At 73.2% G+C, this 21623-nt stretch carries 20 protein-coding genes and 1 pseudogene; 13 read left to right on the forward strand and 8 right to left on the reverse strand.

The window, feature by feature from the left end:
• The 8 genes and pseudogenes from ACFQLX_RS07790 to ACFQLX_RS07825 all read left to right on the forward strand — a co-directional run.
• Positions 1-639, forward strand: a pseudogene (locus ACFQLX_RS07790) (DNA polymerase III subunit gamma and tau); the annotation flags it as partial.
• Between the two features lie 174 nt (positions 640-813).
• The gene (locus ACFQLX_RS07795) at positions 814-1122 is read left to right on the forward strand and encodes a YbaB/EbfC family nucleoid-associated protein (protein ID WP_386413511.1); all 309 of its coding nucleotides are present in this window, start codon (positions 814-816) and stop codon (positions 1120-1122) included.
• Between the two features lie 128 nt (positions 1123-1250).
• Entirely contained in the window at positions 1251-1850 is a 600-nt protein-coding gene (gene recR / locus ACFQLX_RS07800) for a recombination mediator RecR (RefSeq protein WP_386413341.1), read from the forward strand.
• A complete protein-coding gene (locus ACFQLX_RS07805; protein WP_386413343.1) occupies positions 1843-2505 on the forward strand; it encodes a DUF5063 domain-containing protein in 663 nt (220 codons plus the stop codon). The genes recR and ACFQLX_RS07805 overlap by 8 nt, the downstream gene beginning before the upstream one ends.
• Positions 2506-2623: 118 nt before the next feature.
• Complete coding sequence (locus ACFQLX_RS07810; protein WP_386413344.1) at positions 2624-3898, forward strand: aspartate kinase; 1275 nt, start codon at positions 2624-2626, stop codon at positions 3896-3898.
• 469 nt (positions 3899-4367) lie between these two features.
• Entirely contained in the window at positions 4368-4973 is a 606-nt protein-coding gene (locus ACFQLX_RS07815) for a SigE family RNA polymerase sigma factor (RefSeq protein ID WP_386413513.1), read from the forward strand.
• A gap of 5 nt (positions 4974-4978) precedes the next feature.
• Positions 4979-6034 (forward strand): hypothetical protein, encoded by a 1056-nt coding sequence (locus tag ACFQLX_RS07820; RefSeq protein WP_386413346.1) that lies wholly within the window; start codon positions 4979-4981, stop codon positions 6032-6034.
• A 90-nt stretch (positions 6035-6124) separates the two neighbouring features.
• Positions 6125-7027, forward strand: coding sequence for an SURF1 family protein (locus tag ACFQLX_RS07825; protein ID WP_386413347.1), 903 nt, complete (start codon positions 6125-6127; stop codon positions 7025-7027).
• On the opposite strand, the gene ACFQLX_RS07830 is transcribed toward ACFQLX_RS07825, so the two are convergent.
• Positions 6924-8816, reverse strand: coding sequence for a S9 family peptidase (locus ACFQLX_RS07830; RefSeq protein ID WP_386413348.1), 1893 nt, complete (start codon positions 8814-8816; stop codon positions 6924-6926). The two genes, ACFQLX_RS07825 and ACFQLX_RS07830, sit on opposite strands and share 104 nt — an antisense overlap.
• Positions 8817-8886: 70 nt before the next feature.
• Here ACFQLX_RS07830 and ACFQLX_RS07835 point away from each other — a divergent pair, with 70 nt between their 5' ends.
• The 4 genes from ACFQLX_RS07835 (at position 8887) to ACFQLX_RS07850 (ending at position 15329) form a co-directional block, all read left to right on the forward strand.
• Complete coding sequence (locus tag ACFQLX_RS07835) at positions 8887-9720, forward strand: class I SAM-dependent methyltransferase (protein WP_386413350.1); 834 nt, start codon at positions 8887-8889, stop codon at positions 9718-9720.
• Positions 9721-9917: 197 nt separating this feature from the next.
• Positions 9918-10535: a hypothetical protein gene (locus ACFQLX_RS07840; protein WP_386413351.1), complete on the forward strand. Its 618-nt coding sequence runs from the start codon at positions 9918-9920 to the stop codon at positions 10533-10535.
• 16 nt (positions 10536-10551) lie between these two features.
• The gene (locus tag ACFQLX_RS07845; RefSeq protein ID WP_386413353.1) at positions 10552-12006 is read left to right on the forward strand and encodes a threonine/serine exporter family protein; all 1455 of its coding nucleotides are present in this window, start codon (positions 10552-10554) and stop codon (positions 12004-12006) included.
• Positions 12007-12194: 188 nt separating this feature from the next.
• Complete coding sequence (locus ACFQLX_RS07850; protein WP_386413354.1) at positions 12195-15329, forward strand: AfsR/SARP family transcriptional regulator; 3135 nt, start codon at positions 12195-12197, stop codon at positions 15327-15329.
• Between the two features lie 97 nt (positions 15330-15426).
• On the opposite strand, the gene ACFQLX_RS07855 is transcribed toward ACFQLX_RS07850, so the two are convergent.
• The 3 genes from ACFQLX_RS07855 to ACFQLX_RS07865 all read right to left on the reverse strand — a co-directional run bounded on the left by ACFQLX_RS07855 (position 15427) and on the right by ACFQLX_RS07865 (position 17697).
• Complete coding sequence (locus tag ACFQLX_RS07855) at positions 15427-16248, reverse strand: ABC transporter permease (protein WP_386413356.1); 822 nt, start codon at positions 16246-16248, stop codon at positions 15427-15429.
• 42 nt (positions 16249-16290) lie between these two features.
• On the reverse strand, positions 16291-17247 hold the full coding sequence (locus tag ACFQLX_RS07860) for an ATP-binding cassette domain-containing protein (RefSeq protein ID WP_386413358.1): 957 nt from the start codon (positions 17245-17247) through the stop codon (positions 16291-16293).
• Positions 17248-17427: 180 nt separating this feature from the next.
• Positions 17428-17697: a hypothetical protein gene (locus ACFQLX_RS07865; RefSeq protein ID WP_386413359.1), complete on the reverse strand. Its 270-nt coding sequence runs from the start codon at positions 17695-17697 to the stop codon at positions 17428-17430.
• A 228-nt stretch (positions 17698-17925) separates the two neighbouring features.
• On the opposite strand from ACFQLX_RS07865, the gene ACFQLX_RS07870 reads away from it, so the two are divergent.
• Complete coding sequence (locus tag ACFQLX_RS07870; protein WP_386413361.1) at positions 17926-18210, forward strand: hypothetical protein; 285 nt, start codon at positions 17926-17928, stop codon at positions 18208-18210.
• A gap of 10 nt (positions 18211-18220) precedes the next feature.
• On the opposite strand, the gene ACFQLX_RS07875 is transcribed toward ACFQLX_RS07870, so the two are convergent.
• The 4 genes from ACFQLX_RS07875 to ACFQLX_RS07890 all read right to left on the reverse strand — a co-directional run bounded on the left by ACFQLX_RS07875 (position 18221) and on the right by ACFQLX_RS07890 (position 21556).
• The gene (locus tag ACFQLX_RS07875) at positions 18221-18553 is read right to left on the reverse strand and encodes a MerR family transcriptional regulator (RefSeq protein WP_386413362.1); all 333 of its coding nucleotides are present in this window, start codon (positions 18551-18553) and stop codon (positions 18221-18223) included.
• 625 nt (positions 18554-19178) lie between these two features.
• A complete protein-coding gene (locus tag ACFQLX_RS07880; RefSeq protein ID WP_386413364.1) occupies positions 19179-19487 on the reverse strand; it encodes an SCO5918 family protein in 309 nt (102 codons plus the stop codon).
• 97 nt (positions 19488-19584) lie between these two features.
• Positions 19585-21009: a DEAD/DEAH box helicase gene (locus ACFQLX_RS07885; protein ID WP_386413366.1), complete on the reverse strand. Its 1425-nt coding sequence runs from the start codon at positions 21007-21009 to the stop codon at positions 19585-19587.
• Between the two features lie 343 nt (positions 21010-21352).
• A complete protein-coding gene (locus ACFQLX_RS07890) occupies positions 21353-21556 on the reverse strand; it encodes a cold-shock protein (protein ID WP_046910305.1) in 204 nt (67 codons plus the stop codon).
• Positions 21557-21623: the final 67 nt, after the last annotated feature.

A 21623-nucleotide genomic window follows, 5' to 3' on the forward strand; every position in this document is an offset into this window, starting at 1 on the left:
GCCGCGCCCGCCCCCGCGTCCCAGCGCCCCGCGCAGGCCGCCGCCCCGAGCGCTGCGCCCCCCGACTCCGGCGCCGTCCAGCCCGGCGCCGCCTCCGCCCGCCGGATGTGGCCCGACATCCTGGAGGCGGTGAAGAACAAGCGCCGCTTCACCTGGATCCTCCTCAGCCAGAACGCCTTCGTCAGCGGCTTCGACGGCAGCACGCTCCAGCTCGGCTTCGGCAGCCCCGGCGCCCGCGACAGCTTCGCCGGCGGCGGCAGCGCGGAGGTGGTGCAGGAGGTGCTGGCCGAGAGCTTCGGCGTGCGGTGGAAGGTCGAGGCCATCGTCGACCTCTCCGGCGGCGCAGGCGCCCCCGCCCCCGCCGCTGCCCCCGCCCCCTCCGCCGCGATGCGCCGCGCCGCCCAGGCCGCGCCCCCCGCGTCGTACGGAGAGGCCCCGGCCGCCCCCCGCCCCGAGGCGCGGACCCCGCCGCCTGCGCCCTACGAGTCGTACGCGGAGCCCGAGCCGCCCCCGCCGCCGCCCGAGGAGGACATGCCCGCGCACGACGACCGGGACCTGGACGACTCGGCCCTCGCCGGGCACGACCTGATCGTCCGCGAGCTGGGAGCGACGGTGGTGGAGGAGATCCCGCACAACTGACCGTCCGGCGAGGGGAGTACGTCCTCGTACTGACGACCTCCACCCGTCTCGTCCGTCCGGCGTAGGGCGGTGGCGGCGGCCAGCACGTAGGCTCGCGGTACCGGCGCCCAGCCGGACCGACGCCGTCGACGTCAGGAGCGACAGACCGTGTTTCCCGGTGGTGGCCAGCCCGATATGCAGCAGCTGCTGCAGCAGGCGCAGAAGATGCAGCAGGACCTCGTAGCCGCCCAGCAGGAGCTGGCGCAGACCCCGGTCGAGGGCTCCGCCGGCGGCGGCCTCGTCAAGGCGACGGTCACCGGAGCCGGCGAGCTGACGGCCCTCGTGATCGACCCCAAGGCGGTGGACCCGCAGGACACCGAGACCCTCGCGGACCTCGTCCTGGCCGCGGTGCGCGACGCCAACGCCACCGCGCAGCAGCTGGCCCAGGAGAAGCTGGGCCCGCTGGCACAGGGCCTGGGCGGCATGCCCGGGCTGCCGTTCTGAGGAACGGCCGTACGAGGACGGCACGACCCCGGAGCGCCCGGTGAAGGGCGCTCCGGACGGCGGTCGCACCCGCCGGTAACGACTAGCGTGATGCTCTGGGAGCTCTCAGGCAGGGGAAGGCAACAACCGTGTACGAAGGCGTCGTTCAGGACCTCATCGACGAGCTGGGCAGGCTGCCCGGCGTCGGTCCCAAGAGCGCCCAGCGCATCGCCTTCCACATCCTGCAGTCCGAGCCGACGGACGTCCGCCGGCTCGCGCACGCGCTCCTGGAGGTCAAGGAGCGCGTCCGCTTCTGCGCCGTGTGCGGCAACGTGGCGCAGGAGGAGCAGTGCCGGATCTGCGCCGACCCCCGCCGCGACGTCTCGGTGATCTGCGTGGTCGAGGAGCCCAAGGACGTCGTCGCGGTCGAGCGCACGCGCGAGTTCCGCGGCCGGTACCACGTGCTGGGCGGCGCCATCAGCCCCATCGAGGGCGTCGGCCCGGACGACCTGCGCATACGCGAGCTGCTCGCCCGGCTCGCGGACGGCGCCGTGACGGAGCTGATCCTGGCCACCGACCCGAATCTCGAGGGCGAGGCCACCGCCACCTATCTGGCCCGTATGGTCAAGCCCATGGGCCTGAAGGTGACGCGGCTCGCCAGCGGTCTTCCCGTGGGGGGAGACCTCGAATACGCCGACGAGGTCACGCTGGGGCGGGCCTTCGAAGGGAGGCGCTTGCTCGATGTCTGACGCCACACTCCACCAGTCCGACCAGGACCCCGACAGCTTCGCGGTGCAGATCGCGGACTCCGTCGAGAGTTTCATCGTCGCGGTGACCGAGGTCGCCAAGGGCGACGAGCCCGACTCGGCCGTCCCCTTCCTGCTGCTGGAGGTCTCGCAGCTGCTGCTGGCCGGCGGCCGGCTGGGCGCGCACGAGGACTTCCTGCCCGACGAGCGCTACGAGCCCGACCCCGGCCCCGAGCCCGACGTGGACGAGCTGCGCGAGCGCTTCGCGCTGCTGCTGGCCCCGGTGGACGTCTACTCCGAGGTCTTCGATCCGTACGAGCCGCGCAAGGCCCCCGTCGCCTGCCGGATCTCCGACGACATCGCCGACATCGTCGCCGACCTGCGCCACGGCCTCACGCACTACGCGGCGGGGCGGGTCAGCGAGGCGCTGTGGTGGTGGCAGTTCTCGTACCTCTCCAACTGGGGTACGACGGCCGGCGCCTGCCTGCGCGCGCTGCAGTCCCTCGTCGCCCACGTCCGCCTGGACCAGCCGCTGGACGAGCTGGACGGCCTGGACACGGACAACGACGGGACGCTGGACGACGACCAGTTGGAGGAGGAGGCCGGCCGGGTCATGGTGGCCGAGATCGCCGAGCCGCTCGGACTGCGGACGGTGTGACGTCGGCCACCAGTGCGTGTGCCGTCTCACCAGGTGGGAAGGGAGCGCAGCTGAGCCCGGCTGCAAGCACGGTGCTCGTTAGACTGAGCCGACCGACACACCTTTGCGAGGAGCGCACGTGGGCCTTGTCGTGCAGAAGTACGGCGGCTCGTCCGTGGCGGATGCCGAGGGCATCAAGCGGGTCGCCAAGCGGATCGTGGAAGCCAGGAAGAACGGCCACCAGGTGGTCGTCGTGGTCTCCGCGATGGGCGACACCACGGACGAGCTGATCGATCTCGCCGGAGAGGTCTCCCCGATCCCCTCCGGCCGCGAGTTCGACATGCTGCTGACCGCCGGGGAGCGGATCTCCATGGCCCTGCTGGCGATGGCGATCAAGAACCTCGGCCACGAGGCGCTCTCCTTCACCGGCAGCCAGGCCGGTGTGATCACGGACTCCGTGCACAACAAGGCGCGGATCATCGACGTCACGCCGGGGCGGATCCAGGGCGCCATCGACCAGGGCGCGGTCGCGATCGTGGCGGGTTTCCAGGGCGTCTCGCAGACGACCAAGGACATCACCACCCTGGGCCGCGGCGGCTCGGACACCACCGCGGTGGCGCTGGCCTGCGCGCTGGGCGCCGAGTCCTGTGAGATCTACACGGACGTCGACGGCGTCTTCACCGCCGACCCGCGGGTGGTGAAGAAGGCCCGCAAGATCGACGAGATCCCGTTCGAGGACATGCTGGAGCTCGCCATCAGCGGGACGAAGGTGCTGCTCGGCCGCTGCGTCGAGTACGCCCGCCGCTACGACATGCCCATCCACGTGCGCTCCTCCTTCTCGGGGCACCAGGGCACCTGGGTGCGCAACAAGCCCGAAGGAGCACGAGCAGGTATGGAACAGGCGATCATCTCCGGCGTCGCGCACGACACCTCCGAGGCGAAGATCACGGTCGTCGGCGTCCCGGACAAGCCGGGCGAGGCCGCGATGATCTTCCGGGCGATCGCGGACGCCGAGCTGAACATCGACATGGTCGTGCAGAACGTCTCCGCCGCCTCGACCGGTCTGACCGACATCTCCTTCACGCTGCCGAAGACCGACGGCCACAAGGCGATGGAGGCGCTGACCCGCGCACAGCCCGGCATCGGCTTCGAGTCCCTGCGCTACGACGACCAGATCGCCAAGATCTCGCTGGTCGGCGCGGGTATGCGGACCAACCCGGGAGTGACGGCCACCTTCTTCGAGGCCCTCTCCAACTCGGGTGTGAACATCGAGCTGATCTCCACCTCCGAGATCCGCATCTCCGTGGTCACCCGCGAGGACGAGGTCGCGGAGGCGGTGCGCGCGGTGCACACCGCCTTCGGCCTGGACAGCGAGAGCGACGAGGCCGTGGTCTACGGAGGTACGGGGCGCTGAGCCCGGCCCGCAATCGACGCGGCAACGGACGTCCGGGGCGGATGGTGACATTCCGCCCCGGACGTCTGCCGTCAGAGCGCTGTCAGGGTGCCGTCGGGGGCGCGCCCGTGCGCGAAAGTGCGCGGGCACGGGTGCTTGTGTGCGAGATGTGATGGAACCGTTGGCCTGGGCAACTTGTCGAGCGGGGGTGTTTCGACCGACTATTCAGTCCCGTGCCACCGGCTGCAACCGGATCGTCGGCACGGGGCGTCTTCGCGTATGCCCGGGGAAGACGAGTGACGTGGATCACGGGCATCGCGGAAAGAGCTGGTCGTATGAGGGCATCGCGGGCGTCGTCGAGATCGACGCATGGCGCGTACAACCCTGCCGGGGGGCAGCGCGTCCAACAGGCGTGGCAGAAGCACTCAGTATCGCGACCCTCCCGCCGCGCCCGGCGCTGCGCCCCCGGCGCCGCCCGCGCGTGGAGGGGATGCCGGTGATGGCGCCCTGGCCGGCCGGGCCGCAGACGGCCCCGGCGCAGGAGACGCCGGCCGGGGGGGTCCCGGCGCAGACCGCCGCGGGTGCCGACGCCGCGGCGGAGGGCACGACGGTCGACCACCTGACCGAGACCTACCGGCTGCACTACCGCTCGCTGCTCGGCCTGGCGGCCCTGCTCCTGGACGACACCGCCTCCTGCGAGGATGTGGTGCAGGAGGCGTTCATCCGGGTGCACTCCGCCCGCAAGCGGGTGCGGGATCCCGAGAAGACCCTCGCCTACCTGCGGCAGACCGTCGTCAACCTCTCCCGCTCCGCACTGCGCCGCCGCATCATCGGGCTGAAGCTGCTCTCCAAGCCGATGCCCGACATGGCGAGCGCCGAGGAGGGGGCGTACGACCTGCTGGAGCGGGACCAATTGATCAAGGCGATGCGCGGATTGCAGCGCCGGCAGCGTGAGGTTCTGGTGCTGCGCTATTTCGCGGACATGACCGAGGTGCAGGTGGCCGAGGCCCTCGGCATCTCCCTCGGCTCGGTCAAGGCATACGGATCACGGGGGATTGCGGCACTGAGAGTCGCGATGGGAGCCCCGGCATCATGAACGACATGACCAACCCCGGTCTGGACGAGAACGCCCTGCGCGGCCTGCTGCAGGGCGCGGTCGGCGAGCTGGAGCCCAGCGAGGGCGCCCTCGACCACCTGCGCTACGCCGTTCCCGCCCGGCGCGCCCGGCGGCGCCAGGTGCTGGTCGGCGCGGCCGCCCTGGCGGTGCTGGCGGCGGTCTCGGTGCCGGCGCTGCTGACGACCGGGCCCCTCGGGGCCGACGGGGGCGACAAGCCCGCCATAGCCGTCAGCGGTCTGCCGACGCCGGCTGCCGGCGGGAACGGCAGCGGCGACTCCGGCGGGCACGACGACTCCCAGGAGCCCGCTGGGGCCGAGAAGGTCGGCAACGGCCACAGCCCCTCCGGGAAGCCGGGTCACGGCAGCCCCGACCCCGCGGGTTCCGGCGGCTCCTCCGGGGATACGCAGCAGGTCGCGGCACCCCCCTGCGAGGCCGGGGACATCAAGAAGCAGGACACCGAGGTGGATACGCCCGACGCCGCGGGGAACGTCACGGGCCGGTTCGTCATGGCCAACAACTCCGCCACCCCCTGCACGGTCACCGGCACCGGCACCACGCACACCGTCGCGGCCGGCACGCACATCAGCACCACCGAGCACACCGCGGGCGACGAGGCCGCCGCCCTCGACCTGCTGCCCACGCCGTCCACGGCGGCGGAGTCGATCACGCTGGCCGCGGGGGAGACGTACGTGGTCGCCTTCGCCTTCGTGCCCTCGCCCGAGGCCGCCCAGACCTGCCCGGCGGGCAGCGGGGCCACGCCCGCCCCGGAGCCCGGCAAGGACAGTGGCACGGGGGCGGAGGAGGCGGGCGACACGCTGTCCGACGTGGGGACGGCGCCGCAGCTGATGACGCAGGGGGAGGTCCTGCAGTCGACGGACAGCGGTACGGACGGCGCTGTGGACGGGGAGACCCCGCCGCCGGCCGAGGTCACGGAGGTGGCGATCACGCACACCCCGGAGACCGGTGGCGAGACCGCCACCGTGACGGTCGAGGCGACCTGCGCCGGCACCGTGTACTACACACCGCCGCTGGAGGGCTGAGACCCGCCGCGCCGGTGTGCGCCCCCGCTCCCCGCGTCCCTGCGGGGGCCGGGGGCGCGGTCGCGTCCGGGCATCTCGTACCGTTGACGCGTGTACCGGTTCCTCGCCGCCCCCCGCTGGTGGGCGATCAACGCCTTCGCGCTGCTCGCCGTCGCCGTCTGCTTCGTCATGGGCAGCTGGCAGCTGGGCCGCTTCGAGGACCGGGTCGACAGCCACCAGCGGCAGGAGCAGGGCCCGGCGCCGGCGGACCGCCGGGCACGACCGGTGGCCGAGCTGCTGCCGGTGGACAAGAGCACCTCGGGCCGTCTGGTGACGGCGAGAGGCAGCTACGGCGCCCAACTGCTCGTCCCCGGCCGCACCCTCGACGGCAGGCGCGGCTTCTACGTCCTGACCCTCCTGCGCACGGACGGCACGGACGGCACCGGCAGCCGCGACAGCACCGCGGTGCCGGCCGGCACGGCGCTCCCCGTCGTACGGGGCTGGCTGCCCGGTGACGCGGACTCGGCGGCGGACCGGGCGAGGATCCCCGCCGCCCCGGCCGGCACGGTCACGGTGCGCGGCGCCCTGCAGGCCTCCGAGACCCAGGGCGCCCCCGGTGTGCACGCCGCCGGCGCGCTGCCCGAGGGGCAGCTCGGCATGATCAGCGCCGCCTCGCTGATCAACATCGTCGACCAGCCGGTGACCGACGCCTGGATCACCCTGACCGAGGGCGAGGGCGCCCTGACGCCCGTGCCCCCGGCCGCCGCGCAGGGCACCGGCCTGGACCTGAAGGCGTTCCAGAACCTCGGCTACACCGCGGAGTGGTTCGTCTTCGCCGGCTTCGTCGTCTTCATGTGGTCCCGCTTCTTCCGCCGCGAGCTGGAGCTGGCGCGCGACGCTGAGCTGGGCCTCACCCCTCCTGATCCCGGGGAGATCCCTGGTCCTGGGGAGCATCCGGACGGGACAGGCCGAGATGGCGCGTCGCGAAGTCCAGCTCCAGCCCCAACTGCTTGATCCGCTCCTCCACCACCAGCGAGCCGTGCCCCGCGTCGTAGCGGTAGACCTCGTGCGGGTGCTCGCGCCCGGACAGCCGGTCCACGTAGTTGTCGATCTGCCGGATCGGGCAGCGCGGGTCGTTGACCCCCGCCGAGATGTAGACCGGGACGCGCACCTTGTCCACGTACGTCAGCGGGGAGGACGCCTCGAAGCGCTCGGGGACCTCCTCGGGCGTGCCCCCCAGGAGCGTGCGGTCCATGGCCTTCAGCGCCTCCATCTCGTCGTGGTACGCCGTGACGTAGTCGGCCACCGGCACCGCCGCCAGCCCCAGCGACCACTTCTCCGGCTGCACGCCCAGCCCCAGCAGCGTCAGATAACCGCCCCAGGAGCCCCCGGCCAGCACCAACTTGTCCGGATCGGCGAGCCCGGAGTCCACCGCCCAGTCGCGCACCGCGCCGATGTCCTCCAGCTCGATCAGCCCCACCCGGTGCTTCAGGGCGTCCGTCCACTCCCGCCCGTAGCCCGTGGAGCCGCGGTAGTTGACCCGCACCACCGCGAAGCCGTGGTCGACCCAGGCCGCCGGGCCCGCGGCGAAGGCGTCGCTGTCGTGCCAGGTCGGGCCGCCGTGGATGTCGAAGACCGTGGGGAAGGGGCCCTCCCCCCCGGGCTTCTGCACCAGCGCGTGGATCGGGCCGCCGGGGCCGTCGACCCACACGTCCTCCACCGGCACCGAGGGCGGCGGACGCAGACCGGGCGCCTCAAGGACCACCTCGTCGCGGGTGTTGCGCACGACCGACGGCTCGGCGGCCGAGGACCAGTGGAACTCCACCGTCCCGTCGGGGCGCGCGCTCGCCCCCGAGACCGTCCCCGGCGGGGTCTCCAGCCGCAGCATCCTGCCGTCGGCCAGGTCGTAGCGGTAGATCTCGCTGCGCGCCCGGTAGGTGTGCACGACCAGCAGCGCCGAGCCGTCCGGATACCACTCCGCCGACACGTCGCCCGGCAGGTCGAGCACCAGCTCCCGCAGCTCCCCGCTCACCGGATTCCAGATCGCCGGCTCCCAGCGCCCGCGCCGCTGGTGCCCGATCAGCAGCCGCGGATCGCCCGCGACCGGGGCGAAGCCGAGCACCGCCAGGCCCAGCTCCCTGGTCCCGCCCTCCGTGTCGTCCAGCTCGCCCACGAGCGTGCCGTCGAGCTTCATCACGCGCAGCGCCGCGTGCATCGCGTCGCCGTGCTCGGTGTGCTCCACGGCCAGCAGCTCACTGTCGTACGACAGATCGCCCACGCCCGCCGACTCCGGGCTGCGGTAGACCACGTACGGCACGTTCGCCCCGTGCGTGACGTGGATCGTCGTCCCCTCGTCCGTGGAGCAGCCGATCACCGCCGTGCCCGTGCGCCCCAGGGCCAGGCCCGCCGAGTAGGCCGCCTCCACCCCGGGCGCGGCGGGCTGCTCCTGGCCGGGCATCGCCCCGGCGAAGGGCTGGCGCATCCACACGCCGAACTCGTCCCCGTCGGAGTCGGAGAACCACCAGACCCACTCGCCGTCGGGTGTCAGCGCCCCGTCGGTCGTGCCGTGCGGGCGGTCGGTGACCTGGCGGATCTCCCCCGTGCCCCGGTCCCAGGCGTACAGCTCGAAGGTCCCCGTGACGTTCGAGAAGTACAGCGACCGGTCCGGGGCGTCCTCGGCCCACTCCGGCAGGCTGACGCGCGGCGCCCGGAAGCGCTGCTCCCACCGCGGGGCGGACTGCGCGGCGGACTGGTCGGACTCGGCGCTCTGGCTCGACTCGCTGCTCTGGCTGCTCTCGCTCATGCGCCCATTGTGCTGCGCGCCACCCGCAATCGGGTGGCACGGCCGCCAGCCTGTGGATAACGTCCCCCGCATGTATGGACCGACCCCCGACGACTGGCTGGTCGCCAACCGGGCGATGTGGGACGAACGCGCGCCCATCCACGCGGCGAGCGACTTCTACGACATACCCGCCTTCCTCGCCGGCCGCGACCCCCTGCGGGACTTCGAGCGCGCCGAGGTCGGCGACGTCACGGGGAGGTCCCTGCTCCACCTGCAGTGCCACCTCGGCCTCGACACCCTCTCCTGGGCCCGGCACGGCGCCGCCCGGGTCGTGGGCCTGGACTTCTCCGAGCCCGCCGTGGACACCGCCCGCGAACTCGCCCGCGAGCTGGGCCTGGGCCAGGACCGCGCCGCCTTCGTCGCGGCGGACGTCCACGAGGCGGCGGCGGCCGTCCCCGACCCCGCCTACGACATCGTCTACACCGGCGGCGGCGCCCTGTGCTGGCTGCCCGACCTGGAGCACTGGGCGCAGACGGCCGCCTCCCTGGTGGCGCCGGGCGGCTTCCTGTACGTGGCGGAGTTCCACCCCCTGACCGACGTACTGGACGGGCCCACCGGCTCACGGGTCGAGCACGACTACTTCAACCGGGACGCCTGGATCGACGACACCCCCGGCACCTACGCCGACCTCGGCGCCGCGACCGTCGACAACCGCAGCGCCGAGTGGCAGCACCCGATCGGCGAGGTGGTCTCGGCGGTGGCCGCGGCCGGGCTGCGGATCGACTTCCTGCACGAGCACGACCTGACGCTCTTCCAGCGCTTCGAGACCCTCCGGCCGCAGGACGACGGCACCTTCCGCTTCCCCCCGGGCGCGCCCCGGGTGCCGCTGATGTACTCGCTGAAGGCGTCCCGGCCCCGCAGCTGACCGCGCCCCGCAGCCCGCCAGCCCCCCGGACGACCGAGCCCACGCCCCCAAGCGGCCCACCCCCGCTGGGCCAGCCGCGTGCTTGCCGCCTGCCGAACGGGGGAAGCACGCGCGCGCACCGCGTCGTGGACCGGGCGCGGAGGGAGGCATTCGCCGCAGACAGGAATCCGTGCGGACGAGACGGTGAGGGTGCTGCGGTGCTGCGGAAACTGATCAACCTCTTGACCTTCGAATGGCCCGCCCGGCTGATGCCCGGCAGGCTGCTGCGGGGCCTGCGCTCACCCAAGGTGCTCGCCGGGCTGGCCGCGACGGTGTTCGTACTGAGCGGGGTGGGGTTCATGGCCGTCGCGGCCTGGCAGCACGAGCAGCCGGCCGGTGCGGGCGAGCGCTCCGCCCAGGCGCTCACCGACGGGGTGGACGACGACCGCAGCGCGGCCGGCGGCTCCGCGGGCGGCGGTACGGGCGGCAGCTCCGCCGGCGGCGGAGGAAACGGCTCCGCGGGCGAGGAGGACGGCGGCTCCTGGCATCCCGAGAGCTCCGGCAGTCTCCCGGAGCCCCCGCTCAGCGGCCTGACCTGGCCCGCCGACGCCCCGCGCGCCGTCGTCACCGCCCGGGGCGGCGTCCTGGTCCAGAGCAGCCCCTGGCACGAGGGCCCCGCGGTCAACGTACTGGCGCGCGGTGAGCAGATCGCCGTCGCCTGCAAGACGGACGGCCGCGACGTGTCCGGCAACGGCATCTGGTTCCGCCTCGCCGGCAACCCGGGCTTCGTGGCGGCGCGTTACGTACGCAACGTCGACGGCGTTCCGTGGTGCTGAGGAGCTGACGGCGGCGGTGGGCGAGGTGCGCGGGGACCGCGGAAGCGGGAGCGGGCAGGGCGGCGGCGGCCGTATCACGCAGCTGGTGAAAGCCGCCGCCGACGACCTCGCCCGGGTCAGGGACGACCTCACCGCCCTGGAGGGCACCCGCGCCCGCAAGCCCGTCCGGGCCGCCCGCCACCTGGGCCGGAGCGCGGGCCGGGTGACCTCCCGGCTGGCCCGGCTCTGGCGCGACCCCGAACCGGCCCCGGTCAAGCAGTCCAAGCCGGTCCCCACCGAGCTGGTCCGCTTCCTGCGCGAGTGCGGCACGGCGCTGTGCCTGGCCGGCGAGACCACCGACCGCGTCCAGCAGGCCGTCGACGAGCTGGGCGAGCGCTACGGGCTCTCGCCGGTGCAGGCGCTCGTCCTGCCGACGGGGGTCTTCGTCCGGGTCGGTGACGGCGCCGACGCGGTCGTGGACTTCGCCCCCGTGGAGGGCCGCCCGCTGGGCCTGGACCAGATCGGCGAGCTGTACCACTTCCTGCACGAGCTGTCCGAGCACCCCGTCACCCCCGAGGCGGGCACCAAGCGGCTGCGCGAGATCGAGGCGCTGCCCCCGCGCTACCCGGTGGAGCTGCGCGTCCTGGGCTACGCCACGCTGACGCTGGGCCTGGGCCTGCTCACCTACCCCAACCCCTGGGCGCTCCTGGGCTACGCGGTGCTCGGCACCGCGGTGGGCGCGCTGCGCGAGCTGGTCGCCGGCCCGCTGAAGCTGCTCGCCCAGGCGCTCCCCGTGGTCGCCGCGCTGCTGGTCACCGTCCTGGCCTACCGCTACGCCGGCCCGCTGCTCGGCGAGGATCCGGCGAAGATGCTGGTCCCGCCGCTGCTGGCGTTCCTGCCGGGCGCCGCGCTGACCATGGGCATGATGGAGCTGTCGGCGGGCTCCTGGGTCTCCGGGTCGAGCCGGCTGGTGTACGGGCTCAGCGTGCTGCTCCTGCTGGTGTTCGGCATCACGGTCGGCGCCGAGCTGATGCATCCGCACCCCGTCGAGCACGACCACGCGCGCTCCTTCGGCGAGTGGGCGCCCTGGGCCGGCGTGGTGCTGCTGGGTCTGGGCCACACCCTCAACTCCTCGGCGCCGTGGCGCAGTCTGCCCTGGCTGCTGCTGGTGCTCTTCGCCGTCGAGGGGGTGCAGACGCTGGGCCAGGCGGTCAGCGACGCGCTGATGGGCGCCTTCCTGGGCGGCGTCTCACTGCCGCTCATCGCCCGCCTGGTGGAGAACCGCCGCGGCGCCCCGCCCGCCCAGGTCACCTTCCTTCCGGCGTTCTGGCTGCTGGTCCCCGGCGCCACGAGCCTGAGCGCCGTCGGCGAACTGGTCACGGGCGACCGCGCGCACGGCGTGCTGACCACCGTCAGCGCGCTGCTGACGGTGGTGGCGGTGGCGCTGGGCGTGATGGTGGGCGCGAGCACGCTGCGCAGGCGCGCGGACTGAGCGGGGAGAACCCGCCGGCCGGTCACGCCCCGCCGGCCCCCACCGTGAACGCGACCCCCGCCGTGAACGCGACCCCCACCGTGGAAAGCCCTTTACCGGACGGGCCAAGTAGGCAAGGCTGACCCGGCGTTGAGGCGATGATCGACACGGCAGGGCCGGCCCGGCCCGGCCCGGGAGGAGGTGCCGCCGTGCTGCGCGTAGTGCTGCTCGGGCCGGTTCGGGTGTACGGCGAGGACGGGGCGCCCGTCGAGGTGGGCGGTGCCCGGCTGCGGATGCTCCTGGCCAGGCTCGCCCTCGCGCCGGGGCGGGCGGTGTCCGTCGACTCCCTCGTCGACGGGCTGTGGGGGGAGGAGCCGCCCGCCGACGCCGCCAACGCGCTGCAGGCGCTGGTCTCCCGGCTGCGCAGGGCGCTGCGCGGCACCGCGGCGGTGGAGTCGGCCTCCGGTGGCTACCGGCTCGCGGTGCGCGCCGAGGACGTGGACGCCCACCGTTTCGAGGAGCTGGCGGCGCGGGGCCGGCGGGAGCTCGCGGCCGGGCGGGCCGGTGCGGCGGCCCCGCCGCTGGCGGCGGCGCTCGGGCTGTGGCAGGGCGCGGCGCTCGCCGATGTCCGGGGCGCCCCGTTCGCGGGACCCGCCGCGACCCGCCTCGACGGTCTGCGGACCGCGGCGGTCGAGGACCACTGCGACGCCGAGCTGCGGCTCGGTCGCTTCGGGGAGGTGCTCGCCGACCTCGAAGCGGCGGGCGGCGAGCGGCCGTTGAGCGAGCGGGTCGCCGGGCTGCGGATACGGGCGCTGGCCGCGGCCGGCCGGCAGTCCGACGCCCTCGCGGTGTACGAGACGGTACGCGAGCGGCTCGGCGAGGAGCTGGGCGTGGATCCCTCGGCCGGGCTGCGGGAGATACATCTGTCCCTGCTGCGAGGCGAGTTGGCGACCCCGGCCGAGCGGGCGGCCGCCACCCCGAGCCGGCTGCCGGCCCGGCTCACCAGCTTCGTCGGCCGGGACGGCGAACTGGACGGTTTCGCCGACCGGTTCGCCGGAAGGCGGCTCGTCACCATCGTCGGCCCCGGCGGCGCGGGCAAGACCCGCCTCGCCCTCGAAGCAGCCGCCCGGGACCGCGCCCACGCGCGCGGCCGGGTCTGGTTCGTCACCCTCGCCGGCGTGAGCGCCCCGGACCGGCTGGCCGACGCGGTCCTCGGCGCCCTCGGCTCCACCGACGGCAGCCTCTACGACGCCGGCCAGGGTCGGCGGGTCACCCCCGTCGAGCGCATGGCCGACCTCATCGGCAGCGGCGACGCCCTGCTCCTGCTCGACAACTGCGAGCACCTCGTCGAGGCGGCGGCGGAACTGGCCGCCGAACTGCTCGACCGGATACCGGAGTTGAGGATCCTCGCCACCAGCCGCGAGGCCCTCGCCATCACCGGCGAGTCCCTGTACCACCTCGGCCCCCTCGACGTGCCGACCGGATCGCCGGAGGCCGCCGAGGCCGCGCGCTCCCCCGCCGTACGCCTCTTCGCCGACCGGACCGCCACGGTCCGCCCCGACTTCACGCTCGACGACTCCGTCCTCGACGCCGTGGTCGAGATCTGCCGGCGCCTCGACGGTATACCGCTCGCCCTGGAACTGGCCGCGGCGAAGCTCCGCTCGATGAGCGTCGAGCAGATCGCCCGCCGCCTCGACGACCGCTTCCGCCTCCTGGCCTCGGGCAGTCGCACCGCACTGCCCCGCCAGCGCACCCTGCTCGCGCTCGTGGAGTGGAGCTGGGACCTGCTCGACGGCCCCGAGCAGACCCTCGCCCGCAGACTGTCGGCCTTCCCGGGCGGCGCGACCGTCCCCGCGCTGGAAGCGGTCTGCGCGGACGCCTCGCTCCCGGCCGCCGACCTCCCGTACGTCCTGGACGCCCTGGTGGAGAAGTCCCTGGTGCACACCGTCGAGGAGGGGGCCGGCGGGCCGCGCTACCGGATGCTGGAGACGGTCCGCGCATACGCGGCGCGGCGGCTCGCCGAGTCCGGGGACGACGTCACCGGCCGCTACGTCGCGTACTTCCTGGCCCTCGCGGAGGAGCACGAGCCGCGCCTGCGTACCGGGGAGCAGCTGCGTGCGACAGAGGTCTTCGACGCCGAGCACGACAACCTCGTCCACGCGCTGCGCTCGGTCGCCGACAGCGGCGACCCCGGCGACCCCGGCGACGAGGCACTGACCGCACGCTTCGCCGCGGCGATGTTCTGGTACTGGGGGATCAGGGGCATGAGCACCCTCCTCGACACCTACCTGGTACGGGCCGGCGCCCCGGACCCCGTACGGACCCGGGATGGTGAACACCCCGCCGCCGACGGCGAGTCGGCGACCGCGCGCGAGTTCCACCCGGCCGTGCTGCTCCTGCGGATGTCCCGGGCCGCCCTCCCCGCCGAGGCCGCCGAGCAGGACCCGCTCACCTCCCCCGACCCCTGGGTACGGGCCACCGCCCACCTGGCCCGGGACTTCGCCCTCACCGAGCAGGGCGACCTGGACACCGGCGCCGACTCCCGCCGCGCGGCCCTGCGCGGCTTCGAGGAGGCGGGCGACCGCTGGGGCCTGGTGATGAGCCTGCTCCCGATCGGCCGCGACCACTCCCTGCGCGGCGAGTACCCCCAGGCCATCGCCACCTTCGAGCGGTGCGTGGCGCTCAGCTCCGAGCTGGGCACCGAGGACTACCTCTACCTCAGCCAGGCCAGACTCGCCCGCGAACGCCGGCGCAGCGGCGACTTGGAGGGCGCCCTGCGCGACCTGCGCGCAGCCCACCGCCAGGCCCGCGAGCGCGGCCGGCTGCGCCTGGAGGCCAACATCATGGTCGGCATGGCCAACGTGCACCGCAGGGCCGGCGACCTGGCCCGCTCCGACGCCGTCCTCGACCGCCTGGAGGCGCTCGGCTCCCGGCGCCCCTCCCTGCGGGGGCCGGCCCGCGACCTGATCGTCAGCACCCGCGTCGAGAACCGCCTCGCGCAGGGGGACGCCGCGGGCGCCAGACTCCTGCTGCCCGAGGCGGCCGGCGCCCTGTTCGGCCAGGGCGCGGGCGCCGCACTCGCCTGGGTGGCCGAACTACTCGGCGGACTACGGGCGTTGGAGGGAAACCCGCAGGAGGGCGCCAGAGCGCTCGGCATGAGCCAGGTGATGCGCGGCGCTTTCGACCGGGGCGAGCCGGAGTGGCGCGAGCTGATCGAGCGCATCGTGGCGGAGCTGGGGGAGGAGGGCTTCCGGACGGCGTACGAGGCGGGGGCCGCGTACTCCCGCGAGGACGCGCTGCGGTGGCTGGAGGCGGAGTCCCTGCGGACGGCGCCGCGGGGGTGAGAGGGGTCCGTACGGACAGAGACGGACAAGGACGGACAAGGCCGGGGGCCCGCACCGTGTGGTGCGGGCCCCCGCCCGGCTCCGCCCGCCGCCAGGATCAGCCGGCGTTCCTGCGGTAGGCGTGCAGGGCCAGCGGGAAGAAGACCGCGACCACGCCGGCCATCCACAGGAGGCTGCCGGCCAGCGGGCCGGCGACCTCGCCGCCGTTGAGCAGGCCGCGTACCGCGTCGGAGACCAGGGAGACGGGGTTGACGTCGGACCAGGCCCGCAGCCAGCCGGCCATGCTGTCGGCGGGGATGAAGACGTTGCTGGCGAAGGTGAGCGGCAGGATCAGGATGGTCATCAGGCCCTGCACGGAGGTGGGGTTCTTGATCAGCATGCCCAGGAACACCGACATCCACGAGAAGCTGAGGGCGAAGCCGACCAGCAGGGCGAGCGCGCCGAGCGCGGCGAGGGGACCGGTCTGGAAGCGGTAGCCCATGACCAGCGCGAGGACGACCAGGGTGCCCAGGCAGACGACGTAGCGGACGATGTCGGCCAGCACGGCGCCGATCAGCGGGCTGGAGCGGGCGATCGGCATACTGCGGAACCGGTCGAAGATCCCGGTGCCGACGTCCGCGCTGAGCGAGGCGCCGACGCCGATGCTGGCCTGGAAGACGGCCATCACCATGACGCCCGGGGTGATGAGCTGCAGGTAGGCGTCGGTGTCGCCGCCCGACATGGCGTCCCCGAAGAGGTAGGCGAACATCAGCAGGCTGATGATCGGGGTGAGGATCACGTCCACGAGCTGGAGGGGCGACTTCGCGAACCGGACGACGCCGCGCCCGGCGAGGGCGAGGCTGTGCCGGCCGGTCTGCGCGAGGCCGATGCGGCCGGAGAGCTGGGCGGGGAAGTGGGCGGGGAGGGTCTGGGTGCTCACGGGGGTCCTCTCGGAAGGGTCGCGGTGAAACGGTGCGGGGGATCAGACGGCGGCGGGCTGCTCGTCGGCGGCGGGCGCGCGCCCGGTCAGGGCGAGGAAAACCTCGTCCAGGCTGGGCAGCCGCAGGCCCAGCTCGTCGGCGGTGATGCCCTCGCCGTCCAGGCGGCGGGCGACGGCGGCGACGAGCAGCGGGTCGTCCGCGGGGACGGTCAGCACGCCGGAGTCCTGGCCGGGGGAGTGGCCGGACAGCTCGGCGACCAGCCGCGCGACCCGCGGCACGTCGGCGGCGACGGTGGGCCGCACCTGGAGGACCTGGCCGCCGACACGGCGCTTGAGCTCACCGGGCTGCCCCTCGGCGACCTTGCGGCCCTTGTCGATGACGGTGACGGAGTCGGCGAGCTGGTCGGCCTCCTCCAGGTACTGCGTGGTCAGCAGCACGGTCGAGCCGTCCGCGACCAGCTGCCGTACGACGTCCCAGACCTCCTGCCGGGCATGCGGGTCGAGGCCGGTGGTGGGCTCGTCCAGGAAGAGCACCCGGGGCCGGCCCACCAGGGAGGCGGCCAGGTCGAGGCGCCGGCGCATCCCGCCGGAGAAGGTGGAGATCGGCTTGCGGGCCGCCTCGGTGAGGGAGAAGTCCGCCAGCAGGCGGGCGGCCCGCGCCCTCGCGTCGCGCCGGGACAGTCCGAGGAGGCGCCCGAGGAGCACCAGGTTCTCGGTGCCGGAGAGGGCCTCGTCCACGGAGGCGAACTGACCGGTCAGACCGATCAACTGCCGTACCCTCACCGGGTCCTTGACGACGTCGTGCCCGCCGATGGCGGCGTGTCCGGCGTCGGGGCGCAGCAGTGTGGCCAGGATGCGCACGGTGGTGGTCTTGCCGGCCCCGTTGGGCCCCAGCACCCCGACGACCCTTCCGGCCGGCACCTCCAGGTCGACACCGTCCAGGGCGGTGAAGTCCCCGTACTTCTTGACCAGTCCTTCGGCCCGGATCGCGTAGGTCATGTCCAGCAGCTCCTCGTCAGGTCCTCGTCGTTCTCGACGGACATGACGATGCCGGGCGTGGCTGACAGCCACCGGACAGCGGGCTGACAGGGGCTGACAGGGGCCGACGGTCGCTGTCAGGGGGTGTCAGGGGGTGTCAGGAGCGGTCGGGCCGGGTGGCCGCACCCGCTTGTGCGGCGGCTACCCGTGGTCCCGCTCGTCCCGCCGGGCCTGACGGCTCCACCGGCTCTGCCGCTGGCGGCGGTAGCGGCGGTCCCAGCGGTCGCGGCGATCCCGGTAGGCGCGGTAGTCCCGGTAGTCCGGGTCCGTTCCGAAGCCCTCGTGCCGGGTGCCGCCGCGGCCGTAGTACATGAGGCCGAAGGCCAGCACGGCCGCGCCCACCCAGAACACGGAGTTGAGGAAGCCCAGTGCGATCAGGACCACGAGGATAAGCACGATCAAAGCGGGCATGGCGGGGCTCCGTTGACTCGCAGGGTGCGTCTGAGCGGCTCACGGGGACTGCCGCACGAACGGGACGTCCGTCTGCGGGTCGACCTCGGGAACGACCTGTCACGCTGCCGGGGGCTGGGGCCTCAACGGCCAGCATAGACCCGTTCGTTCGGCGCGGACAGGACGCGGCTGCCCGGCCCCGGGCCGGGCGCTTCGTTTAGCCGCCCGCTGCCCGGCAACCCGGGGGGCATGTCCACTCGACACGGAGCGAATCCCGCGGCGACCGTCATCACGGCCGCCGCCGACCTCGCCGCGCTGGTGATCGGCGTATGGATCCTCATGTACCTGCTCGACGCGGACCGGACCAACGGCTTCGTCGACTTCGTCCACGACTGCGCGTACTGGCTGACCGGTTGGGCGCACGGCCTGGCCAGCGTCGAGCCGGACTGGTGGCAGGTCCTGCTGGACTACGGCGCGGTCGCCCTCGCCTACCTGATCCTGGGGCACCTGCTCGCCCGGACGGTGGGGGGTTAGCGACGTTCCTTCAGACCGTCGGATCGGGGGATCCGGCGGCGCGGCGGTACTCGGCGTTGATGCGCTGGGCCTCTTCGAGCTGGTCCTCAAGGATGACGATCCGGCAGGCGGCCTCGATCGGGGTGCCCTGGTCGACGAGCTCACGCGCGCGGGCCGCGACCCGCAGCTGGTAGCGGGAGTAGCGGCGGTGCCCGCCCTCGGAACGCAGGGGTGTGATCAGCCGCGCCTCGCCGATGGCGCGCAGGAAGCCGGGGGTGGCGCCGATCATCTCGGCGGCGCGGCCCATCGTGTAAGCGGGGTAGTCGTCGTCGTCGAGACGGCCCAGCGGGTTTTCTGCGGTCATTTTACCTCTCTGCGGAACGCGTGGAGGGGCCCTGGTGCCGTACGGCACCAGGGCCCCGAAGGAACTACTACACCATCTGCCGACCATGATGCTGCGTCGGCCTTCTGTGTCCACACAGCGGTCCGGAATACGGACGGGGGTGTGGGGATCGCGGATGCGTGACCGGAGACCACCTGCCTGTCGATGTCCTGCGGTACCCGGGCTGCGGCCTTGCGCCCGGGCGATCCTGATGGCGCCGATTCCTCCGTTCTTCCCTCTGGAGCCGTTCGCTCTCTTGACCGAACCATCTACTGCCTGCGGCGGCCCCTGATCACTGCGGGCCACCCGGTCCGGCGGTCAGTCCCGTCACCGTCGTGCGAAAAACCTGGCTTCGACACTCCACCACCGCACCGTCATGCGTGTGCTACTGCCCGGCAGTTCATGTCTGCCGGGCCCTGCTCGATCTCGGCTACAACAGAAACCATAGCCACGCGAGAGGCCAATGTCTATCCCGACGAGCATAGATTTCCGGATGTCCGTCGATGAGGTAACCCGCTGTGCCCGACACGCGGTGAGGGCCCGACCGGCAGCTGCCGGTCGGGCCCTCACTGACTGTTCTGTTGTGGTTCCGCGCCCGCCCCGCCGCTCAGGCGGGCAGGGGGCTTCCCAGCATCGCCGAGGCCCGCTGGAGCGGACCGGCGGCCTCCGCGGGTACGGCCTTGGGTGACGTACGGCAGGTGAAGCCGAGGCGGGTCATGGCCCGCAGGACCTCGCCGGCGCTGAAGTCGCGGCGGTCCTGGCGGGTGACGACCTGGCCGACCTGCATGAGGGGGTAGTGGCGCCGCCCGATGATCACGGACCCGCCGGTGATCGGTTCGGGCTTGACGCCCTTCATCGTTTCCAGCACGCCGCTCTTGGTCAGGTCGAACGGGAAGCGGGCGATGACACAGCGCATGAGACCTCACAGGGGGAGGCGGAGCGAAGAGCCCGCCGGGGATGGGTCGGCTTCTTGACGGCTAGGTCCTGTACGGAGTTCCCCGTCGTCACAGGACCTAGGCCGCCGCGTCGGCGGGGGGCTGCCGTACGGACGTGCGCCGCGCTGTGGGGGCGGGACGGCGGCGGCCGCGGGAGGGGGCGCCGCGCCGGGGGCGTTCGGCCGCCGGCGCGGTGATGACGACCGGAACGCCGGAGGGGGTCCGGGCTCCGGTGATGCGGCGCAGCTCCGCCTCGCCGGAGCGGACCTGGGTGACCTGCGGGCGGATACCGGCGTCCGACATGAGACGGACCACGCCGCGGCGCTGGTTCGGTGTGACGAGCGTGACGACGCTGCCGGACTCGCCGGCGCGGGCGGTACGGCCGCCGCGGTGGAGGTAGTCCTTGTGGTCGGTGGGCGGATCGACGTTGACGACGAGGTCGAGGTTGTCGACGTGGATGCCGCGGGCGGCGACGTTCGTGGCGACGAGCACGGTGACGTGCCCGGTCTTGAACTGCCTCAGGGTGCGGGTGCGCTGGGGCTGCGACATCCCGCCGTGCAGCGCCGCGGCGCGCACGCCGCTGCGGAGCAGGTCCAGGGTCAGCCGGTCGACGGCGTGCTTGGTGTCCAGGAACATGAGCACGCGGCCGTCGCGGGCGGCGATCTCGGTGGTGGCCGTGTGCTTGTCGGCGCCCTGGACGTGCAGGACGTGGTGCTCCATCGTCGTGACCGCGCCGGCCGAGGGGTCGACCGAGTGGACGACGGGGTCGGTCAGGTAGCGGCGTACCAGGAGGTCGATGTTGCGGTCGAGCGTGGCGGAGAACAGCATGCGCTGCCCCTCGGGTCGTACCTGGTCGAGCAGCGCGGTGACCTGCGGCATGAAGCCCATGTCCGCCATCTGGTCGGCCTCGTCCAGCACGGTGGCGCCCACCTGGTCCAGCCGGCACTCGCCGCGGTCGATGAGGTCCTTGAGCCGGCCCGGGGTCGCCACCACGATCTCGACCCCGCCGCGCAGCACGCGGGCCTGCCGGCCGATCGGCATACCGCCGACGACCGTGGTCAGGCGCAGCTTGACGGAGCGGGCGTACGGGGTGAGCGCGTCGGTCACCTGCTGGGCGAGCTCGCGGGTGGGGACGAGGACCAGCCCCAGCGGCAGCCGGGGCTCGGCACGCTGCCCGGCGAGGCGGGAGAGCAGGGCGAGTCCGAAGGCGAGGGTCTTGCCGGAGCCGGTGCGCCCGCGGCCCAGGATGTCCCGGCCGGCGAGGGCGTTCGGCAGCGTCGCGCCCTGGATGGGGAACGGCACGGTGACGCCCTGCGTGCCGAGTTCGGCCAGCAGCCGCGCGGACATGTCGAGCTCGGCGAACCCCGCCACGGCGGGAAGCGCGGGAGTGGTGGTCGTGGGGAGCTCGAACTCGCCCCGCGGCGCGGCGCTTCGGCGGCCGTGACCGCCGGAGCGACGGGGGGCCGAGGAGCGGAAGCGGTCGTTCGTGCGTGTGCGGTTCATAGGGGAACCTTCCTCGATGCGGTGCATATCAAGGAATTCCCGTAATGACGAACAGCGCGGGGAATTGCAAGAATGAACCGGTGGTGGACGACGGGGAATCTGGTCGTCGAAGAATTTCTACGGATATGGGCGCAGAAACAAGTGGCGCGATGGAGAGGCGGGGCCCGAGGCGTCGGTGAAGGGCTTCCTGCCCGTGTGGGAATTGGCCCGCGACGGGGCTGCGGATTCCACCGGGCGGCCCTGTGGGAAAAGCCGTTGCGGGAAAAGACGCTGCGGGAAACGCGTACAGCTGGGGCCCGCACCCCGAAGGATGCGGGCCCCAGCTGGAACGTGCGCGTCGGTGTCAGGCGGGAACGATGTTCTCGGCCGTCGGGCCCTTCTGGCCCTGCGCGATGTCGAAGGTCACCTTCTGGCCCTCAAGCAGCTCGCGGAAGCCCTGGGCGGCGATGTTCGAGTAGTGGGCGAAGACGTCGGGGCCGCCGCCGTCCTGCTCGATGAAGCCGAAGCCCTTTTCCGCGTTGAACCACTTCACGGTACCGTTTGCCATGTCATTCTCCTTTGGGGCAGTACACCGGGATTCGCACTGTGCGAACACCGTTTCGCCGCGATGATTG

Source organism: Streptomyces polyrhachis (assembly GCF_042663125.1).
Taxonomy (GTDB): domain Bacteria; phylum Actinomycetota; class Actinomycetes; order Streptomycetales; family Streptomycetaceae; genus Streptomyces; species Streptomyces polyrhachii.

Excerpts from the sequence above, each read along its gene's own strand:
- ACFQLX_RS07815 (WP_386413513.1), top strand. The coding sequence starts at position 4,368 with ATGCCGGTGATGGCGCCCTGGCCGGCCGGGCCGCAGACGGCCCCGGCG.
- ACFQLX_RS07870 (WP_386413361.1), top strand. The coding sequence starts at position 17,926 with ATGTCCACTCGACACGGAGCGAATCCCGCGGCGACCGTCATCACGGCC.
- ACFQLX_RS07835 (WP_386413350.1), top strand. The coding sequence starts at position 8,887 with ATGTATGGACCGACCCCCGACGACTGGCTGGTCGCCAACCGGGCGATG.
- ACFQLX_RS07805 (WP_386413343.1), top strand. The coding sequence starts at position 1,843 with ATGTCTGACGCCACACTCCACCAGTCCGACCAGGACCCCGACAGCTTC.
- ACFQLX_RS07830 (WP_386413348.1), bottom strand. The coding sequence starts at position 8,816 with ATGAGCGAGAGCAGCCAGAGCAGCGAGTCGAGCCAGAGCGCCGAGTCC.
- ACFQLX_RS07875 (WP_386413362.1), bottom strand. The coding sequence starts at position 18,553 with ATGACCGCAGAAAACCCGCTGGGCCGTCTCGACGACGACGACTACCCC.
- ACFQLX_RS07885 (WP_386413366.1), bottom strand. The coding sequence starts at position 21,009 with ATGAACCGCACACGCACGAACGACCGCTTCCGCTCCTCGGCCCCCCGT.
- ACFQLX_RS07880 (WP_386413364.1), bottom strand. The coding sequence starts at position 19,487 with ATGCGCTGTGTCATCGCCCGCTTCCCGTTCGACCTGACCAAGAGCGGC.
- ACFQLX_RS07860 (WP_386413358.1), bottom strand. The coding sequence starts at position 17,247 with ATGACCTACGCGATCCGGGCCGAAGGACTGGTCAAGAAGTACGGGGAC.
- ACFQLX_RS07865 (WP_386413359.1), bottom strand. The coding sequence starts at position 17,697 with ATGCCCGCTTTGATCGTGCTTATCCTCGTGGTCCTGATCGCACTGGGC.
- ACFQLX_RS07890 (WP_046910305.1), bottom strand. The coding sequence starts at position 21,556 with ATGGCAAACGGTACCGTGAAGTGGTTCAACGCGGAAAAGGGCTTCGGC.
- ACFQLX_RS07820 (WP_386413346.1), top strand. The coding sequence starts at position 4,979 with ATGACCAACCCCGGTCTGGACGAGAACGCCCTGCGCGGCCTGCTGCAG.
- ACFQLX_RS07795 (WP_386413511.1), top strand. The coding sequence starts at position 814 with ATGCAGCAGCTGCTGCAGCAGGCGCAGAAGATGCAGCAGGACCTCGTA.